The 16179-nt window shown below is 69.8% G+C and carries 14 protein-coding genes; 4 read left to right on the top strand and 10 right to left on the bottom strand.

The genetic code is table 11. The features are described 5' to 3' along the window. Nucleotides 1–92: 92 nt before the first annotated feature. The 7 genes from HNR22_RS18430 to HNR22_RS18460 form a co-directional block, all read right to left on the bottom strand. Complete coding sequence (locus tag HNR22_RS18430) at nucleotides 93–1058, bottom strand: DUF6177 family protein (protein WP_218906495.1); 966 nt, start codon at nucleotides 1056–1058, stop codon at nucleotides 93–95. Then, nucleotides 1055–1414, bottom strand: a complete 360-nt coding sequence (locus tag HNR22_RS18435; protein ID WP_179781399.1) for a hypothetical protein — start codon at nucleotides 1412–1414, stop codon at nucleotides 1055–1057. The genes HNR22_RS18430 and HNR22_RS18435 overlap by 4 nt, the downstream gene beginning before the upstream one ends. Continuing rightward, nucleotides 1414–5373: a type VII secretion protein EccCa gene (gene eccCa, locus HNR22_RS18440; RefSeq protein ID WP_179781400.1), complete on the bottom strand. Its 3960-nt coding sequence runs from the start codon at nucleotides 5371–5373 to the stop codon at nucleotides 1414–1416. The genes HNR22_RS18435 and eccCa overlap by 1 nt, the downstream gene beginning before the upstream one ends. Nucleotides 5374–5387: 14 nt before the next feature. Continuing rightward, nucleotides 5388–6191, bottom strand: coding sequence for a MinD/ParA family ATP-binding protein (locus HNR22_RS18445; RefSeq protein WP_218906498.1), 804 nt, complete (start codon nucleotides 6189–6191; stop codon nucleotides 5388–5390). Nucleotides 6192–6486: 295 nt separating this feature from the next. Next, nucleotides 6487–7815 carry a type VII secretion integral membrane protein EccD gene (gene eccD / locus HNR22_RS18450; protein WP_179781401.1) on the bottom strand — a complete coding sequence of 443 codons (1329 nt, stop codon included), beginning with the start codon at nucleotides 7813–7815 and terminating at the stop codon, nucleotides 6487–6489. Beyond that, complete coding sequence (locus HNR22_RS18455; RefSeq protein ID WP_088950666.1) at nucleotides 7812–8066, bottom strand: hypothetical protein; 255 nt, start codon at nucleotides 8064–8066, stop codon at nucleotides 7812–7814. The genes eccD and HNR22_RS18455 overlap by 4 nt, the downstream gene beginning before the upstream one ends. 156 nt (nucleotides 8067–8222) lie before the next feature. Beyond that, nucleotides 8223–9764 (bottom strand): non-reducing end alpha-L-arabinofuranosidase family hydrolase, encoded by a 1542-nt coding sequence (locus HNR22_RS18460; protein WP_179781402.1) that lies wholly within the window; start codon nucleotides 9762–9764, stop codon nucleotides 8223–8225. Between the two features lie 653 nt (nucleotides 9765–10417). On the opposite strand from HNR22_RS18460, the gene HNR22_RS18465 reads away from it, so the two are divergent. Beyond that, the gene (locus HNR22_RS18465) at nucleotides 10418–11179 is read left to right on the top strand and encodes a class I SAM-dependent methyltransferase (RefSeq protein ID WP_179781403.1); all 762 of its coding nucleotides are present in this window, start codon (nucleotides 10418–10420) and stop codon (nucleotides 11177–11179) included. 15 nt (nucleotides 11180–11194) lie between these two features. Here the strand turns inward: HNR22_RS18465 and HNR22_RS18470 are convergent, their stop codons facing one another. Then, nucleotides 11195–11698, bottom strand: a complete 504-nt coding sequence (locus tag HNR22_RS18470) for an anthrone oxygenase family protein (RefSeq protein ID WP_179781404.1) — start codon at nucleotides 11696–11698, stop codon at nucleotides 11195–11197. Continuing rightward, complete coding sequence (locus HNR22_RS18475) at nucleotides 11695–12543, bottom strand: Rossmann-fold NAD(P)-binding domain-containing protein (protein ID WP_179781405.1); 849 nt, start codon at nucleotides 12541–12543, stop codon at nucleotides 11695–11697. The genes HNR22_RS18470 and HNR22_RS18475 overlap by 4 nt, the downstream gene beginning before the upstream one ends. Nucleotides 12544–12615: 72 nt before the next feature. On the opposite strand from HNR22_RS18475, the gene HNR22_RS18480 reads away from it, so the two are divergent. The 3 genes from HNR22_RS18480 to HNR22_RS31405 all read left to right on the top strand — a co-directional run bounded on the left by HNR22_RS18480 (nucleotide 12616) and on the right by HNR22_RS31405 (nucleotide 14999). Beyond that, nucleotides 12616–13554: an AraC family transcriptional regulator gene (locus HNR22_RS18480; RefSeq protein ID WP_179781406.1), complete on the top strand. Its 939-nt coding sequence runs from the start codon at nucleotides 12616–12618 to the stop codon at nucleotides 13552–13554. Between the two features lie 91 nt (nucleotides 13555–13645). Further along, nucleotides 13646–14116 (top strand): TspO/MBR family protein, encoded by a 471-nt coding sequence (locus HNR22_RS18485; RefSeq protein ID WP_179781407.1) that lies wholly within the window; start codon nucleotides 13646–13648, stop codon nucleotides 14114–14116. A 274-nt stretch (nucleotides 14117–14390) separates the two neighbouring features. Further along, on the top strand, nucleotides 14391–14999 hold the full coding sequence (locus tag HNR22_RS31405; protein WP_246380930.1) for a hypothetical protein: 609 nt from the start codon (nucleotides 14391–14393) through the stop codon (nucleotides 14997–14999). Here HNR22_RS31405 and HNR22_RS18495 read toward each other — a convergent pair. After that, complete coding sequence (locus HNR22_RS18495) at nucleotides 14954–16171, bottom strand: glycoside hydrolase family 16 protein (RefSeq protein ID WP_179781408.1); 1218 nt, start codon at nucleotides 16169–16171, stop codon at nucleotides 14954–14956. The genes HNR22_RS31405 and HNR22_RS18495 overlap by 46 nt on opposite strands. Between the last annotated feature and the right edge of the window lie 8 nt (nucleotides 16172–16179).

Below are 16179 nucleotides of genomic sequence, written 5' to 3' on the forward strand. Positions count from 1 at the left end.
TTCGTCCGGCGTATCCAGACCGAGTCGTGTCCCATGCGGTCGGCCCGGCGCTGCCGCTGACGCCGGCCCGGGCGCAACGGCTCGTGGATCCCTCAGCCGGTGCCTTGGCGGTCGGTACGCAGGCCGTACCTGCGCAGCACTGCCGCGAGGTTCTCGTACGGGGCGCCCGGGCCGCTGTCCACTCTGTACCACCAGGATCGCCGCGCGCCCCGGCCGAGCGCCCGGCCCGGGACGACCTCGGGCTCGGAGTCGAGCGCCTGTTCCTGACGTCCGACCAGGATGCCCCACGGCAGCGCGGGAAGGCTCGGCGTGCTGGACCGTACTCCGCCGGACCGGCCCGGGTGCACGGCCACGATCATGCTGCGGACGGTCGGCGCCAGCTTCTCGGCGAGCGCCTCGATCGTCGCCTCGTCAACCGTCGACAGTGGGGGGCCGGCCAGCCGGAGTTGTTCGCGAACGCCGACGTCGACCCGCTCGACAGTGAGGACACCGAGCAGCGCCGACCGGTTGTCGCCGCCGACGATCACCACGCTGGTCGGTGCCGGTGCGCGCGTACGACAGAACGACGTGAGGTCGCGGCGCGACCACGGATCGGTCACCGGCTCGGCGACGCCCCACCCGACCGGGTCGTTGCCGGTGAGAGCGCGCACGGCGGCCTCGGTGCTGGCGCCGAGGTCCAGGGCCTCGGTGGCCGGGTGCAGCGTGACGATCTGGATCTCCAGGCCGCCGGTCCACGGTTCGGAGGCCGGCAGCGCGCCGGCGCCCTGGGAGCCGTTGGCCGACGAGAAGCGGTGGCCGTCCCACTGAAGCGGCAGGCCGGTGAGCCCGTCGCGGTACTGGTCGCCGGCGCGCACCACCCACTGCCCCTGTGCCTGCGCGAGCATCACCTCGACCGGGTACGTGATGAAGCCGTCGGCCGGAGTGACCAACTGGAGCATCAGCCCGTTGCGGACCGCGTCGACAGCGGCTTCGGCGAGCCAGGGCGACAGGCCGACCACCCTACGGTGCTGGTGCAGGACGACGGCCTTGTCGCTGATCGTGTCGGTCGTCCCCGTCATCGGTCCGCCCATGTCAGCCCTCCCGTTATCGATACGAGCGCGGCGGTGAAACGGCGGGTCACCTCGGCGGCCTGCGGGTCGTCGTCGGGCGCCCGGCTCTCCACCCACCAGACGCGGCCGCCGAAGGAGTCGTCGAGCGTGACCCCGAGCAGCCGCTCCGCCTCCCCTGGCACCTGTACCAGTCGCGCGGTCTCGACGGTCAGCAGCAGCCGCCCGTCGCCGGGGTCGAACAACTGCATCAGCCCGGCCGAGTCGACAGTGTCCATCTTGAGGTCGGACCCGACCGCGAGCAGGGCGCCGAGCGTCGCGGCAGCGTCGGGCTCGGCGCGGCACAGGGCCACCGTGTCGTACGTCATCAGTGCTCCTTGGTCTCGCCGAGGTACGCGGTCTGGGTCATGCGTGGGGGTTGCCCCGGGCGGATGAGCTGCCCGCGCCCCACCGGTAGGACCATCGGCCGTACGCCCGTGAACAGTTGCCCCTCCGTCCGGTCACCGGACATGAGCAGGCCCAGGCAGCCGGCTTCGCGCACGGCCAGCGGGAACGGCTCGAACAGGCCACGTGAGGCGCCGGCCACCCGGCGGGTCATCACGACGTGCAGCCCGGTGTCGCGCCCGGCCGCCACGTACGGGACGAACGCGCCGAGCGGTTGGCTGGCCGACGCGGCGAGGATGTCGTAGTCGTCGATGAGCAGCACGATCCGTGGACGTGCCGCCTCGGACGGCTGCCTCTTCGCCAGTTCCTTGCACACCGCCGCAGACAACTGCTGGGCGAGTGTCGCGTTGGTGGCGTACCCACCAAGGTAGGACTCCGGCACCACGTCGGCGAGCCCTCGACGCGGATCGAACACGGCGAACACCAGCTCGTCGGAGGTGTACTGCCCCATCAGCTCCTCGGCCACGAGCCGCAGCAGGTTCGTCTTGCCGGTCCGGGGATCGCCGAGGACGAGGAGGTGCTGGTCGCGGCCGAAGAGGTCGAGGACGGCAGGGGTGAAGTCGCTCTCGAACCGACCGAACGGCACCACCCCGTGCCCGGCCGGCGTGCCGGCAAGGTCGGCCACCGGCAGCACCGCGGGCAGCACCCGGACGGGTGGCGGCACGGGCCCCGACCACGATCCTCGTACCGACTGCACGGCCGCGACCAGGCCGGCGTTCGACGGGTCGGGCTGGCCGTCCAGGCGCGGAAGGGCGACCTGGGCGAACAGCTTGCCGCTGGTCAGCGCCCGACCGGCCTGGTCCGCCGGGATGCCCCGGGCCAGCCTGCCGTCAATGCTGGACTCGGCGGGCTCGGTGAGCCGCAGCTCGATCCGGTTGGCGAAGGCCACCTGCTGCGCGGCGCGCACCTCGTTCCACCGCCGGGCGGTGCCGATCACATGGATGCCGTAGCGGCCGCCCCGGGCGAGAAGGTCGTGCACCTTGGGTTCGAGGCTCTCGAACTCGGCGTTGAGCTGGCCGTACCCGTCGATCAACAGCACCACGTCGACGCAGCCGACCTCCGCGCGTACGCGCTCGTCGGCGGCACGCAGGTCGTTGATCGTGTCGAACTGGTGCTGGGTGTAGACGCGCTGACGTTGCGCGAGCATGGCGTGCACCTCGTCGACGGTGCGGCGAATGCGCTCGCGGTCCTCCCGACTGGCGACGCCCCCGACGTGGGGCAGCTCGGCCAGGCCGGCCAACCCGTTACCCAGCAGGTCGATGCCGTAGATCCCGACGTCGGTCGGACGGTAGGTGGTGGCCAGACCCAGCGCCAGGGTGCGCAGCGCGGTCGTCTTGCCGGTGCCGGGCCCACCGAGCACGAGGGCGTTGCCCCCGCCCACGGCCAGGTCGATCAGCCAGGGGCCCTGCCACTGGCGGGCCGGGTCGTCGAGGCGGCCCAGGGGCACCGGCAGCCCGGTGGCGGCCTGCTCGGCGATGTCCAGGCGGAGCCCTTCGGGGGTGCTGCGGATCCCACCTGCTGCCTGGTCGAGGGTGAGCGCGGGCGGCAGCGGCGGCAGCCAGATCGCCTGGACACGCTGGTCGCTCATCGACATCTGCTCCACCACTGTCGACAGCAGCGTCGGGCCGGTGGTGCGTCTGGTCGCCTTCGGCTCCTCGGGTATGCCGTCATCGGTGTCCCGGCGGACGGTGCCGAACACCGGCATCGGCTTCGCCAACGGGCCGACGATCGGGGCGAGCTCCGCATCGGCGCCGTCGGTCAACGGGCCGGACACGTAGGCGGCCTTGAATCGCTGGTAGATCGAGACGTCGACCTTCAGGTACCCGTTGCCGGGCAACGGCGGCAACTGGAACGCGTCGACCGTGTCGAGAACGGTGCGCGACTCCATCTCGGTGAGCGTGCGCAGCCCGAGGCGGTAGGCCAGGTAATTTTCCAGGCCGCGCATCTTGCCCTGCTCGACCCGCTGGCTGGACAGCAGCAGGTGCACCCCGATGGACCGGCCGATCCGCCCGATCCGGAGGAACAGGTCGATGAACTCCGACTTGGCGGCGAGCAACTCGCCGAACTCGTCGATGAGCACGAGCAGATGCGGCAGCGGGGGAAGGGTGCTGCGTTCGCCCTGCACCGCGCGGAGCAGGTGGTACTCGACGATGTCGGTGACCTTGCCCGCGTCGGCGAGCAACTGCTGGCGGCGCTGCACCTCGCCGTCGAGGCTGGTGTACATCCGTTCCACCAGCGCGGCGTCGGCGACCAGGTTGGTGATCAGCCCGGAGACGTGCGGCATCTCGGCGAACGGTGCGAAGGTCGCGCCACCCTTGTAGTCGACGAGCACCATCGCCAACCGGTCGGGCGGGTGGCTCGCCGCCAGGGCGAGCACGAGCGTCCGCAACAGCTCGCTCTTGCCCGACCCGGTGGCACCGACGCACAACCCGTGCGGGCCCATCCCGAGCTGCGCGGACTCCTTGAGGTCGAGCAGCACCGGGCGTCCCACCGGGTCGACCCCGATCGGTACGCGCAGGAAGTCGCGCTCGCCCCGCGGCCGCCACAGCGCGGCGAGGTCCAGGTTCGTGGGATCGGACAGCCCCAGCAGATCCTGGAAGTCCGCCGGAGGGGTGCCCGTGCCGTCGTCGTAGGAGTCGGCCGACAGCCGCAGTGGCGCGATCCCCCGGGCGAGGCCCTCGACAAGCGGCACCGGCACCTCGTCGACCGTGCCGGTCACGGTCATCGGCGGCGACGCGGTGAGGTCTTCCAGGACGAGTGAGCTGCCGTCGATGGTGATCCGGCGGGAGATGTCGCCGGGCTCGTGCAGCCGGTCGGCGAGCAGGTGCACGACGGTGACACCGAGGCTCCCGAGGCCCACGAACTGGTCGGGGCTCGCCAACCCACGTGCGACCTCGCCGTGGGCGTCGTCGATGACCAGCAACCTCGACCGCGTACGGGCTTCGGCGCGCCCGGCGTTGTGGCGGAAGGACTTGAGCGCGTTGGTGGCCCGCTCCTCCAGGTCGACGGCGAGCAGTTCGGCGAGCGTCTCGGGGGCGGTGACCAGCAGCGGGGTCGGGCCACTCGGGCCGATCGAGGCCCGGTCGAGCAGGTGCGGCAGCCAGCGTGCCCACTGCCAGGTCACCGCCCGCTCCGGGGTGGTGACGATCGCGAGCGTCACGTCGTCGGGGGCGTGGAACGCGGCGACCTGGACGAGGATGGCGCTGGCGAGGGCCACCACCTCCTGGTGGTCCGGTGAGATCACGCTGACATCGCCGGCGCAGTCCAGGTCGACCCGCAGCGGCAGCCCCGGCGTCAGTTCGAAGCGGCGCATCAGCGAGTGGGCCTCGTGGCGCATGAACGGGTCGAGCGGGTTGGTCGGTGTGCTCTGCTCGCGCAGTTGGATCGGCCGGACGGGCAGCGCGCCCATGCCGACCCGTACCCGCAGGAAATCGATGTCGGCGCGGCGGCGCTCCCACAGCCGCGCCGGGCTGCGGACGACGTCGAGCAGTCGGCTGACCGGCGGGTCGAGCACTGTCGCCTGCTCCTGGAGGCGCTGCTCGTCCTCGCGCAGTTGCTCGCGTAGCTCTTCCAGGTAGTCCTGGTACCGCTCACGCTGGACCCGACGCTGCCGACCGGCCTTGCCGAGCTGGGTGAGGTACATCGCCCCGGCGGCGGCCAGCGCGACGACCATGACCACCGCACCCAACGCCGCGAAGCCGGAGCCGCGCATGAACATCATCATGCTCATCGCCACCCCCGCGCCGGCCATCGGCAGCAGCGCCTGGAGCCCCACCGCGGATCGGCCGTCGGGCAGCTGCGGTGGTGCGTCCAGCACGAGTGGTTCCATGGTGGACGCGGGGCGGGCCATTCGGGTGGGTCGGTGCACCATGCGCGTCGACATCGGGCGTCCTCCGCTTACATCCGCCTGGCCGCAGCCAGGGCGAACGCGGCCGCGCGGGTCGCCTCGACGAGCGTGGCCTCACCGATCCGTGACGGCGTGATGAGCGCGCCGGCCGCCAGGTGACGGTCGTAGGGCAACACCACCACCGGTACGGCTGTCTGCTCGATCAGCTCACGCGCGGCGTCGTCGACGAGGGCGGCTCGGCCGTCGGGGTTGCTGGCGTTCAGGACGACCACCACACGTGCCAGCCACGACCCGTACCCGCTGTCGATGATCCGCCGCAGTGCCTGGTAGGTGGCCCGGACCCCGTCCGGCGTCGCCGCGGCGACGAGCACCACCGAGTGCGCGTCGGACATGGCCGCCGCCGAGGTCCGCGACTCCAGGCCAGGTGGGCAGTCGATGACGGCGACAGCGAAGAGGCGCGACAGTGACCGCGTCACCTCGCTGCACAGGGTCGGGTTCGCGGTGCCGCTCGGCAACACCCACAGGCCGGTGCCGGTGCGCGGAAGGAACGGTTCGAGCGCGCGGAGATCACCGCCCCGGGCCGCGATCAGGTCGGGTGCCAGCCGGTCCAGGGGCGGTTCGCTCGGCACGCCGAGCCGCCAGGTCAGCGAGCCCTCGTACGGGTCGGCGTCGGCGGCGAGCACCGGATCGGACCGGCGCGCCGCGAAGACCGATGCCAGCACCGCCGCCACCGTGGTCTTTCCTGCCCCACCGTGCACGGAGGCCACCGCGATCCGCCGGCCGGTGTGCACCGGCACCTGCACCTCGGCGGCGAGGTCGGCGAGCGCCCGGGTCGCCCGGCTGCTGGTGAACATTCGGCTGGCGCTGCGCCACATTCGCCGCAGTGGCGGATCGCCGGCACGGATCCGCCGGACGATCGACAGGTCGTTCGGCTCCGACCCCGCCGGCTCGCCGGGTGCCCGGGGCGTCGGTGCCGGTCGGGGTGCCTGCGCGGGCTGCGGCGGTGCCTGTGGTGCCGACGCCGGCTGCCGAGGAGCGGCAGCGGGGGTGGTCGAGCTTTCCTGCACCCGCCGCTGTGGTGGGTACGGTCCGTGTCCCCCGGAATGGGTCGGGCCGGGCACCGGTGGAGCGCTCATGCCACCGCCTCAATCAGAACGTGGTGAGAAGTCGCGAGTAGAGCCCGAACACCCCGACCGCCACGGGCACCAGTGCCATCACGGTCAGCGCCTCGGCGCGGTCGGCGTACTGCCGGGCTCGGGCCAGCGCGTGCGGTGGCGGCCGGTACGCCAGGATCACGAGGGCCACCGCGCAGACGGCCAGCGCCGCGAGCGCCGGACCCCACCACGCGTCGGGCGTGTCCCGCACCCAGCGCGTCAGCAGGCCGCCCACGATCACCAGAGCGCCGGTCACCAGCCCCACCACCTCGACGGCCAGCGGGAACGCCCGCATCCGCAGCAGCAGAGCGCTGGCCACCAGGGCCGCCAGCACCAGCGCCCACGGGCCCGCCGTGGCCGCCAGGACGAGACCGCCGAGCGTCGCCGACGTCGCCGTCGCGACGGCGGCCACGGCCAGCCCGCGGTGCGCGGAGTCGACAGCGGCCTCCACCGTCACGCGACTCACCAGCTCGTCGTTGCTCCGCCGGTCGTCGAGGCGGGTGAGCCCGGACGCGATCATCGCGATCCGGGGCAGCAGCCCCAGCATTCCGACGGACACGATCGCCAGCACCGCCGCGACACGCTCGGCGGGCATGTCGAGCGCCAGTGGTACGCCCCAACCAGCCACCAGGGCCAGCACCGTGCCGCCACCGAGGACGCCGGCGCGACGGTTGCCGGTCACCGCGCCCACGGCGAGCACGACGCAGCCGACGCCGACAGCCCAGAGCGCCCAGCGCAAGGTCTGCCCGTTCGTCAACCCGGGCACCATGCTCATCACCATCGCGGCACCGCTGAGCAGCACCGCCATCCCGACGGCCCGCTTGGCCGTCAGCCCGACGAGGAGACCGGACAGCGCGATCACCCCGCCGATCGCGCTCACCAGCGCGGCCCCGAGTCGCGGGGCGGCGAGCACGGCCGCCATCGTGGCGGCGAGCAGGCACACGGCGGTGGCCGTCCACATCCGGGCGGCAACGCCCCAGCGGCCGTACCGCCGGGAAAGGTCGTCACCGACCTCGTCGGCGACGTCGTGCACGATCGCCGCCGGCGGTGCCTCGGAGATCGGGTCGACCCGTAGCATCGCGCCGTCCGGGACGGCCGCCTGTCGCAGACTGCCGGCCGGATCGAGCACCGTGCCGTCGAGGGTGCTGATCTGGTATCCCCGCGAATCGTCCATCGGTCGGTGACCGACCATGGCGACGATCTCGGGCAGGAGGAGGCCGAGCGGTTCGTCGGCCGGCAGCACCAGGTCGATGCGTCGGCGGGCGCCGGCCAGGGTCACCCGGCTGAGCTGGCCTGCGGCGGTGGGCGTCTGCGCCTGGGTCATCGCGTGCCCTCCGACTGGACCGTCGGAGGGTTGCGGGCTTTCTGCTGATCGGCGATGACGTCCTTGAGGAAGGACCAGCCCACACACCCGGCGCAGGCCACGGCCGCCAACACGAGCCCGATCCGCAGCCACCTGAACCCGTCACCCGTGGCACGGACCCGACGCTGCCGGCCCCACAGCAGCAGCTCACGCATCCGGGCGCGGCGGACCGCGACCGACTCGATGAGCTGGGTGTCGTATTCACGAGCCACGAGCCGATTCTATCCACGCCCGCTAATCCGCCGGGGGTGCCGACCGTGTGCGGTGCAGCGCCCAACAGGCCTTTTCTCGTGAACGGGCCCGCGACGAAATGTCCGTCGCGGGCCCGCCTTTCACGGATCAGCGTTGCAGGGTCGCCAGGCCCGCCGTCAGCGCTGCAGGGTCAGCAGGCCCGGCCGGTACGGCAGCAGGCCGTAGTCGACGCCGTTGGAGCTGGGGGAACGGCCCTGGTAGAGCAGTTGCAGGTTGCAGGCGTTGACGGTCATCGTCTGGTCGGCACTGGTCCGCAGCAGCTCACCGTGGCTGATGTCGTTGGTCCAGGTGGCGCCGCTGTTGGCCTTGCCGGCGAAGGGGTTGCTCTCGCTGGCGGCCTGCGGCGTCCACGAACCACCGAGGCTGGTGGCCGTGAACGAGCGGAAGTAGCGGCCCTGCGAGCCGATCGCCTCGACGATCATGAGGTACTTGTTCAGGCCCTGGAGTTTGTAGACCTGCGGGGCCTCGAACAGGTTGTTCGTGGTGTCACTCATGATGGTCGTGTAGCTGCTGCCGAAGCTGCCCGGGAAGTTCCCGATCGGCATGCTGGCACGGTAGATCTTGCCGTTGTCCCCGGCGAAGAACAGGTACATGTTCGTACCGTCGCCGATGAGAGTCTGATCGATCGGACCGGTGCCCGAGCCGGTGATGCTTCCGGTGAACAGCGTCTGCGGCGATGACCAACCGTTCGGGTTGGTCGGGTCGGTCGAGGTCCGGTAGGAGAACGCCGGCCCACCCCACTGGTAGGCGAGCACCCAGATGTTCTTCGGCGCGAAGTAGAACAACGACGGCGCCACAGTCCCCGAGTTCATCGCGTTCTGACTGGCCGAGGCCATCTGCGAGTAGTTCGAGAAGAGGCCGAAGTTCATCGAACCCCAGCTGGACCCGAAGTCGTGCGTGGTGGCGTAGACCAGTTGCTGACCGTTGTAGGGGGCGACGGTGAAGTCCTTCAGCGACACCCAACCCGACCTCGGGTTGGCCAACACCCCGGTGGAGGACCACCGATACGTCGAGGGAAGGTCGCACGTGCCGCCCGGCGGCGGGGTCGTCGGCGGCGGCGTGGTGGGGTTGCCGCCACCATCGACGCGGACGAGCTGCCACTGCTGGTTCGCGCCGTTCCAGTCGTCGTACTGCACGATGTTGCCGCCGTCAGCGGTCGAGGCGCCCTGCACCTCCACCACCTTGTTGCTGTTGCGGTTGATCAACCGAACGTAGCCGCTGTCCGAGTCGGCCAACCGGAACTGCTGGTTGGTGCCGTTGCCATCGCTCCACTGCACGATGTTGGCGCCGTTGGCGGTCGAGAAGTTGTAGACGTCCAGCACCTTGCCGGAAAGCCGGGACTTCAGCCGGTAGTAGCCGCCGCCGGAGTCGACGAACTGCCACTGCTGCTGGTTGCCGTTGTTGCGGGCCCACTGGGTGATCCGGGCACCGTCATTCGTGGCCAGATTGTACACGTCCAGGGCCTTGCCACTGTTGCGGTTGACCAACACGTACCACGCGGTCGTGTCGACCGTCGCCGCGGCGGCGGGTGACGACACCACTGCCGCGGCGACACCGCCGACCATCACCGCCATCGCGCCAGCAGCGAGAACTCGGGGCAACCACCATCGCCGCCGCGCCGGCGGCGCGATCGATGGAGACCTATCAAGGGCAGACATGATCCTCCTTCAATGACCAAGAGCCGAGCGGCCTGCCCGAAGATGGGCGCACCGCGACGCGTGGCCGGGCACATGCGTCGTAGTAGTTAGCGCTAACAAGACGTCTGCATGCCCTGGCGCACGCCTGATTCGAGGTCGACGAGGCAGGCTCGCCCGGTAAGCCAGAGGTGTCGTCGTCCTTAAGCATCGACTGTGAGCGATAACATGGCGTTCGTCAAGTCGTAACTTGCTGGGAACATCGGTCGATGGCGCACGGTGGTCCTCGGACGTGATCACCTTCCGCAGGCACCGCCCCCTCCGTCCGGCCCAGGCGCCACCCGGACCCTTGAGCGAGGCAGCTCGTGCGCGTTAACATCGACGGCTGCCCATGAGGCGGAACGTCCGCAGAGCGACCGCCTCAGCGCGGCCGGCCGGAACGGCCAGACCCGCATCAGGATTCAGAACACCACCCGAAGCCCTCGACTGTCGCCTGGGCTCGGCTCGGTGACGCCTGCCCGAACACCCGGTTACCGGTAGCGCGTAAGCCGCGCGCGGCCGGGCTCCAGGCGCAGAGACACCTTGTGCGGTGAGGGGGCGTCGAATATCGTCCCGATGTATCGGCTTGATATATCGAGGCGGCGCTCTCCGGTCGCCCGTTTGATTCGGGAGGCGCGATGAGGTCGATCGACTACGACACGGAGCAGCACCAGGACTACGCGCGAGGCCGGGCGCTCGCCCAGCCGCAACTGCGCGAATGGATCAGAGCCTTCGAAGCGGTGCTGCCCGACCGGCGTCCGCTCACGGGGCTCGACGTCGGCTCGGGGACCGGCAGGTTCACACCCGCGCTGGCGGAGGCGTTCGGGCCGGTCACCGGGGTCGAGCCATCGGTCCGGATGCGCGAGGTCGCACAGGCGCAACCCCAGCACCCCGACGTGCGGTATCTGGCCGGCGCCGCCGAGGACCTGCCGGTGCCGTCCGACAGTGTCGACTACGCCCTGATGTTCCTGTCCTGGCACCACGTCCAGGACAAGCCCCGGGCAGCCCGGGAGCTGACCAGGGTGATCAGGCCCGGCGGCCGGCTGCTGCTGCGGGCGAACTTCAGCGACCACCATCCCCGACCGTGGTGGCTGGCGCACTTCCCCAACGGGTACGAGGCGGACGCCGCCCTGTTTCAGCCACTACACGAGGTCATCGCGACGTTCACGTCCCTCGGCTGGCGCGTCGCCAGCTTCGACACGGTCACCGAGCCGTCCTCCGGCACCTACGGCGACATGCTCGAACGGCTGCGCCTGCGTACCCTCTCGTTCTTCGCGCAGCTCAGCCCCGACGACCTGGAGGCCGGCTTCCGCCGGTTGGAGGAGGCCGTCGCCGCGGACCCCGACTCGCCGGCGCCCGTCTTCGCCGAGCCGCTGCTCACCCTCGAACTCCACCCGTAGGTGGGACTCGAACCCCTAACCTCCGGTGGCGCGCCCATAGACAACCAGAGCCCAGGAGAGGCAGCCGAAGGCGGCCGTGCTGGCCAGCGCGCGGACGATGTTCCAGGTGACCCAGCTCGATTCGAAGTGCTCACGTACGGCTGCTAGATCAGCGATGTGGCCGGGATCGCCGGCCGACGCCAGCTTGTCGTTGAGCGGGACGTTGACGGCGGTGGTGATGACGAACATCGCCAGGTACAGGGTGAGCCCGACGATGATCCACGGCAGCGCCGGGCGGCCGTCTCCCCGCCAGGCCAGGAGAGCCGAGAGTGCGGCGAACACCAGTGCGCCCAGGAAGCTCAGCATGAACCAGCCGTTGACGATGGCCACGTTGATCCGCTGCATCGTGTCCACGAACGTCTGGTCGTCAGCCGACCTGAGTGCGGGCATGACCGCGTAGGCGAAGGCGGCGAACAGCCCTGCCATGAGTCCACTGGTGATGGTGGCGGCGATCAGCGACACCTGCTGCGCAACTCTCATGATGTCTGTCCCTTGTCCCAGATGCCGGTGGCGGCGGTGTCGGTGGCGTAGTCGGCGAAGTCGCGGGGCGCTCGACCCAGGGCGCGCTGGACCCCGTCGCCCAGATGGGAGTTGCGCCCGTCCAGCACGGTCGTGAACAGGTACATCAGCAGCTCCACGACCCCGGGCGGCGTGCCCTCCGCGGTGAGCGCCGCCGCGTAGTCGTCGGGGGGCACCTGGACGAAATCGATACGGCGGCCCGTCGCTGTGGAGATCTCGGCGATCGCCTCAGCGAAGGTGAGCAGCCGGGGACCGGTCAGCTCGTAGACCTGCCCCGCGTGCCCGTCCTCGATCAAGGCCGCCACGGCCACCTCGGCGATGTCGTCGACGTCCACGAACGGCTCGGGCACGTTCCCCACCGGCAGGACGACCTCGCCGCCCAGCACCGGCTCCAGCAGATAGTCCTCGCTGAAGTTCTGGCTGAACCAACTGGACCGCAGGATCGTCCACTCGACCCCGGCCGACTGGACGAGTCTCTCGCTGGCCCGTGCCTCGTCCTCACCGCGACCGGACAGCAGCACCAGCCGGGAGACGCCGGACGCCACCGCAAGCTCAGTGAACGCCCCGACCGACTCGGGCGCACCCGGCACCGCCAGGTCCGGGTAGTAGGACACATACACCGATCCGACCCCCTGAAGCACCGGTGCCCAGGTCGCCCGGTCCGCCCAGTCGAACGGCTCCGCAGCGGAGCGGGAGCCCACCCGAACAGGCATTCCGCTCCCCTGCAGCCGCTCGACGATGCGGCGGCCGGTCTTGCCGGTTCCGCCGAGCACCAGGACCGTCTTCCGCTCTCGTTCCTTCGTCATAGGGATCATTGAAATGCAGCGGCGTGAGACTGTGGATAGCCAAAGCTCGCGACTCTGTGTGTAATCGTCTACATGGACGCAGTCGCCAGCCTCCTCAACGGACCCCGAGCCCAGGGCGCGTTCCTCCTCCGCTCGGTCCTGACCCCGCCCTGGTCGATGCGGATCGAGGACCAGGCGCCGCTCACCCTGGTGGCCATGGTCCAGGGTGACGCCTGGGTCCTTGCCGACGAGAGTGCCGCCGTACACCTCGGTCCCGGCGACCTGGCGATCATTCGCGGCCCCGACCCGTACACGGTCGCCGACGACCCGGCCACGGCGCCGCAGGTCATCATTCATCCGGGCCAGCTCTGCACGACCCCGGACGGGCAGGAGCTGCCCGAGATGATGGAGCTGGGCGTACGCACCTGGGGCAACGGCCCGGACGGCCCGACAATGCTGCTCACCGGCACCTACACGATGCGGGGCGAGGTCAGCCAGCGACTCCTGAGCGCACTGCCACCGCTGCTGGTGGTCGCGGGCCACTCCTGGGACTCCCCGTTGGTCCCGCTGCTGGCCGCCGAGATCGTCAAGGACGACCCGGGGCAGGAAGCGGTCCTCGACCGGTTGCTCGACCTGCTGCTCATCGCCGCGCTGCGCGAGTGGTTCGCCCGACCTGCGGCCAAAGCCCCCGGCTGGTACAGAGCGCACAGTGATCCGATCGTCGGCCGGGCTCTACAGATGCTCCACAACAACCCGGCCCAACCCTGGACCGTCGCCTCGCTGGCCGCCAAGACGGGGGTCTCCCGGGCGGCGCTGGCCCGCCGCTTCACCGCGCTCGTCGGCGAACCGCCCATGTCGTACCTCACCGAATGGCGGCTGGCCCTGGCAGCCGACCTGCTCCGTGAGCCGGGAGCCACAGTCGGCGCCGTCGCCCGGCACGTCGGCTACGGCAGTTCCTTCGCCCTGAGCACAGCCTTCAAACGCAACCGAGGTGTCAGCCCGCGAGAACACCGATTGGCTGCCGGACCGTAGCGGGCGTCGGCATCGAGACGGCGGCGCCAGTCGGACGTCGCGTCGGTAACCGGGCGCGGTTGATCCGTCGCAGGCCGGGTAGCTGAACATCATGCGACTACCAACCCTGGTCAAGACCGCAGCGGCGGTCACCGTGACGGCCGCCGCAGGAGCGACGGTCACCGACGCTTCCTCGCGCTGGTACCAGCGGCTCCGCAAGCCGACCTGGCAACCCCCACCCGTTGCGTTCCCGCTGGCCTGGACGCCGCTCTACGCGTTGATCGCAGTGGCCGGTGCCCGTGTGCTGGACCGCACCAGCGAAGCCGACCGTGCCGCGTTCACCCGCGCATACGCACTCAACCTGGCCCTCAACTTCGGGTGGAGCGCGCTGTTCTTCAAGGCCCACAGGCCCGCCGTCGCGCTGGCCGAAATCGCCGCGCTCAACGCCTCCAACTTCGTGCTGCTTCGCCGCGCCTCGCAAACCGACCGCGTTGCGGCCGTCGCACTGGCCCCGTACGCCGCGTGGACGCTCTTCGCCACCGCCCTCAACGGTGCCATCGTCCGTCTCAACACCAACAGGTGAGCAGATCGGTCAGCATCCGAGCACCAACGGAAGCGCCATAGATAACGCTGCCGATGGTGATGCAGACAGCGGAACGCCCCTGCCCGTACCGTTCGACGATTTTTATGATCTTCTGGTCCAAGCCGCGACCGGCTTCCCGTCTCCTCGACGATTCGGACCGGTCCCCCCACGGAACTCCGGTCGTACTTCTTGCGCTTCTGAAGGTTGTCGGTGCTGATTGTCGACGTCGCTAGCCTCAGGAGGGAACCTCGGCAGATTGAAGACGGAGAAGGCCATGGCGTTGCGGTTCGAGCATCGCGACACCGAGATCGACGTGAGCCTCGTCGACCGCGTGTGGCGCACCCGCTCTGACGCGGAGGAGACGATGACGTCCGCAGCACGCACCTGCTGGCCTCTGATCCTCTCGCGGGCGCACCGACTGAGAGGCCGTTCAAGCCTGCTTGAGCCGAGAGTTGTTCGCCTTGAGGATCTCGTCCGCCAGGGCGGGGGAGGACCTGACGACCGCTCGCGAGACGACGAGCGCGCCGACCGTCTGGCTGAACAGAGCAATGGCCTGCTCGCGGGCCTGTTCGGCATCCAGGTGAGTGCCGGACTGACTGGCGTTCTCAAGCACCATCTCTGTGATGACACTGAAGAAGCCCTCGAGCCCGTGCTGGTACTCGGATTGGGCCGCGACGCCTTCACGTCCGACGTCCGTGACCAACGCGGCGGACGCGCGGCCGATTTCGGGATGGTCACGGTGCTCGACGGCCAGGTAAGGGTCGAAGATGTGATCCAGGGCCGCCCGGGCCGAGCCAGGATGTTCTTCGCGGATGCCGGCCAGGTTGCCGAGGGAGCTCAGCTCGGTGCCAGGGTGTCTATGTGGTTGTCGCCCTTGGTGTAAAACTGGTCGACGTCCTTCCGCACCTGAGCCACCGACATCACCTGGTTCGCTTTCGCGTAGACCCAGTTGACCCGCATGTTGTAGGTGCGGCGGCCCTTGAAGGGCAGATCGATGAACCAGGTGTTGAGCATGATCCGCATCGATTCGCGTGGGACGCTCTTGCCTGTGCTGGTGAACAGCGTGCGTCCGTCAATCGAGTAGGTGACCTTCTGGTCCGTGACGGTGATCATCAGGGTGCGCCAACCGGCGAGGCTTCCCTTGTAGTCGTCCGTCGCCCGGTCGCCCGGCGTCGAGCTGCGCCAGCTGACCATGTCGATCTTGGACCCGACGGCACCCCAGCCCCCGTTCGGCTGATACTCGAAGTCGAGCTCGCTGTAGTTGGCCGAGTCATGCAAGGGCGAGATGGTACAGAACGCCTGGTTGAGATGGTCTCCATCGCGCCCGGTCACTGGCTTGTCGGTGAAGAACACGCGGGCCGCGACCGTACCTCGGAAAAAGCCGCTTTCCGTGGTGAAGAGTTCGGTCTGGCGCGTGCCCGCTTTAGTACCGTCCGTCGAGGCCTGCAACTGAAGAGCCTTGCCACCCTTGGCGCTCTTGTCGACGGGGAAGCTGAGCGTGTCGGCGGTCCAGGAGTCGGCGATACCGGGACCACCGCCCTCTGTGCGAACCTGCCACCCGTTCGCGGCGAGCGCGGGGTCGTCGTGGGCGCGGTAATGGAAGTTGTCGAAGAAGGTATCGTCCGGATGCCCGGGGAGCTTCTTGGTTTTCGTCGAGGGCTGGCCGGGGAGCGGACCGTCCACGGACGCGGCATCGGGATCCGCCCCTTCGAACTCGGGGCGCACGAGGTTCCACCCGGTGAGACCTACTCCGGCGACGAGAAGAACGACGAGCAGCGCCGGCACGAACACCGACCCGCCACGTCGTCGCGCGCCACGCCCCCGCCTCGCTTTGGCGATTCCGTCCAATCCGAGCATCCGCGTAATGCCGGACAACTCGGCGACTTCCAAATCCTGACGGTTACGCTTGCGTGACGCAAGGTAGACGAACATTGCAGAAACCATCAGCATGGCCGTCACGACGAATACAAGATAAGGAACGTCGGCCGCGAATTTGATCGCAACGGCAATCAAGCCGAGCAACCCGATGGCACCCGCACCCTTGAGCGAATTCATCCCCGGAC

Origin of the sequence: Micromonospora jinlongensis (assembly GCF_013410645.1) — a bacterium.
Lineage (GTDB): Bacteria > Actinomycetota > Actinomycetes > Mycobacteriales > Micromonosporaceae > Micromonospora > Micromonospora zamorensis.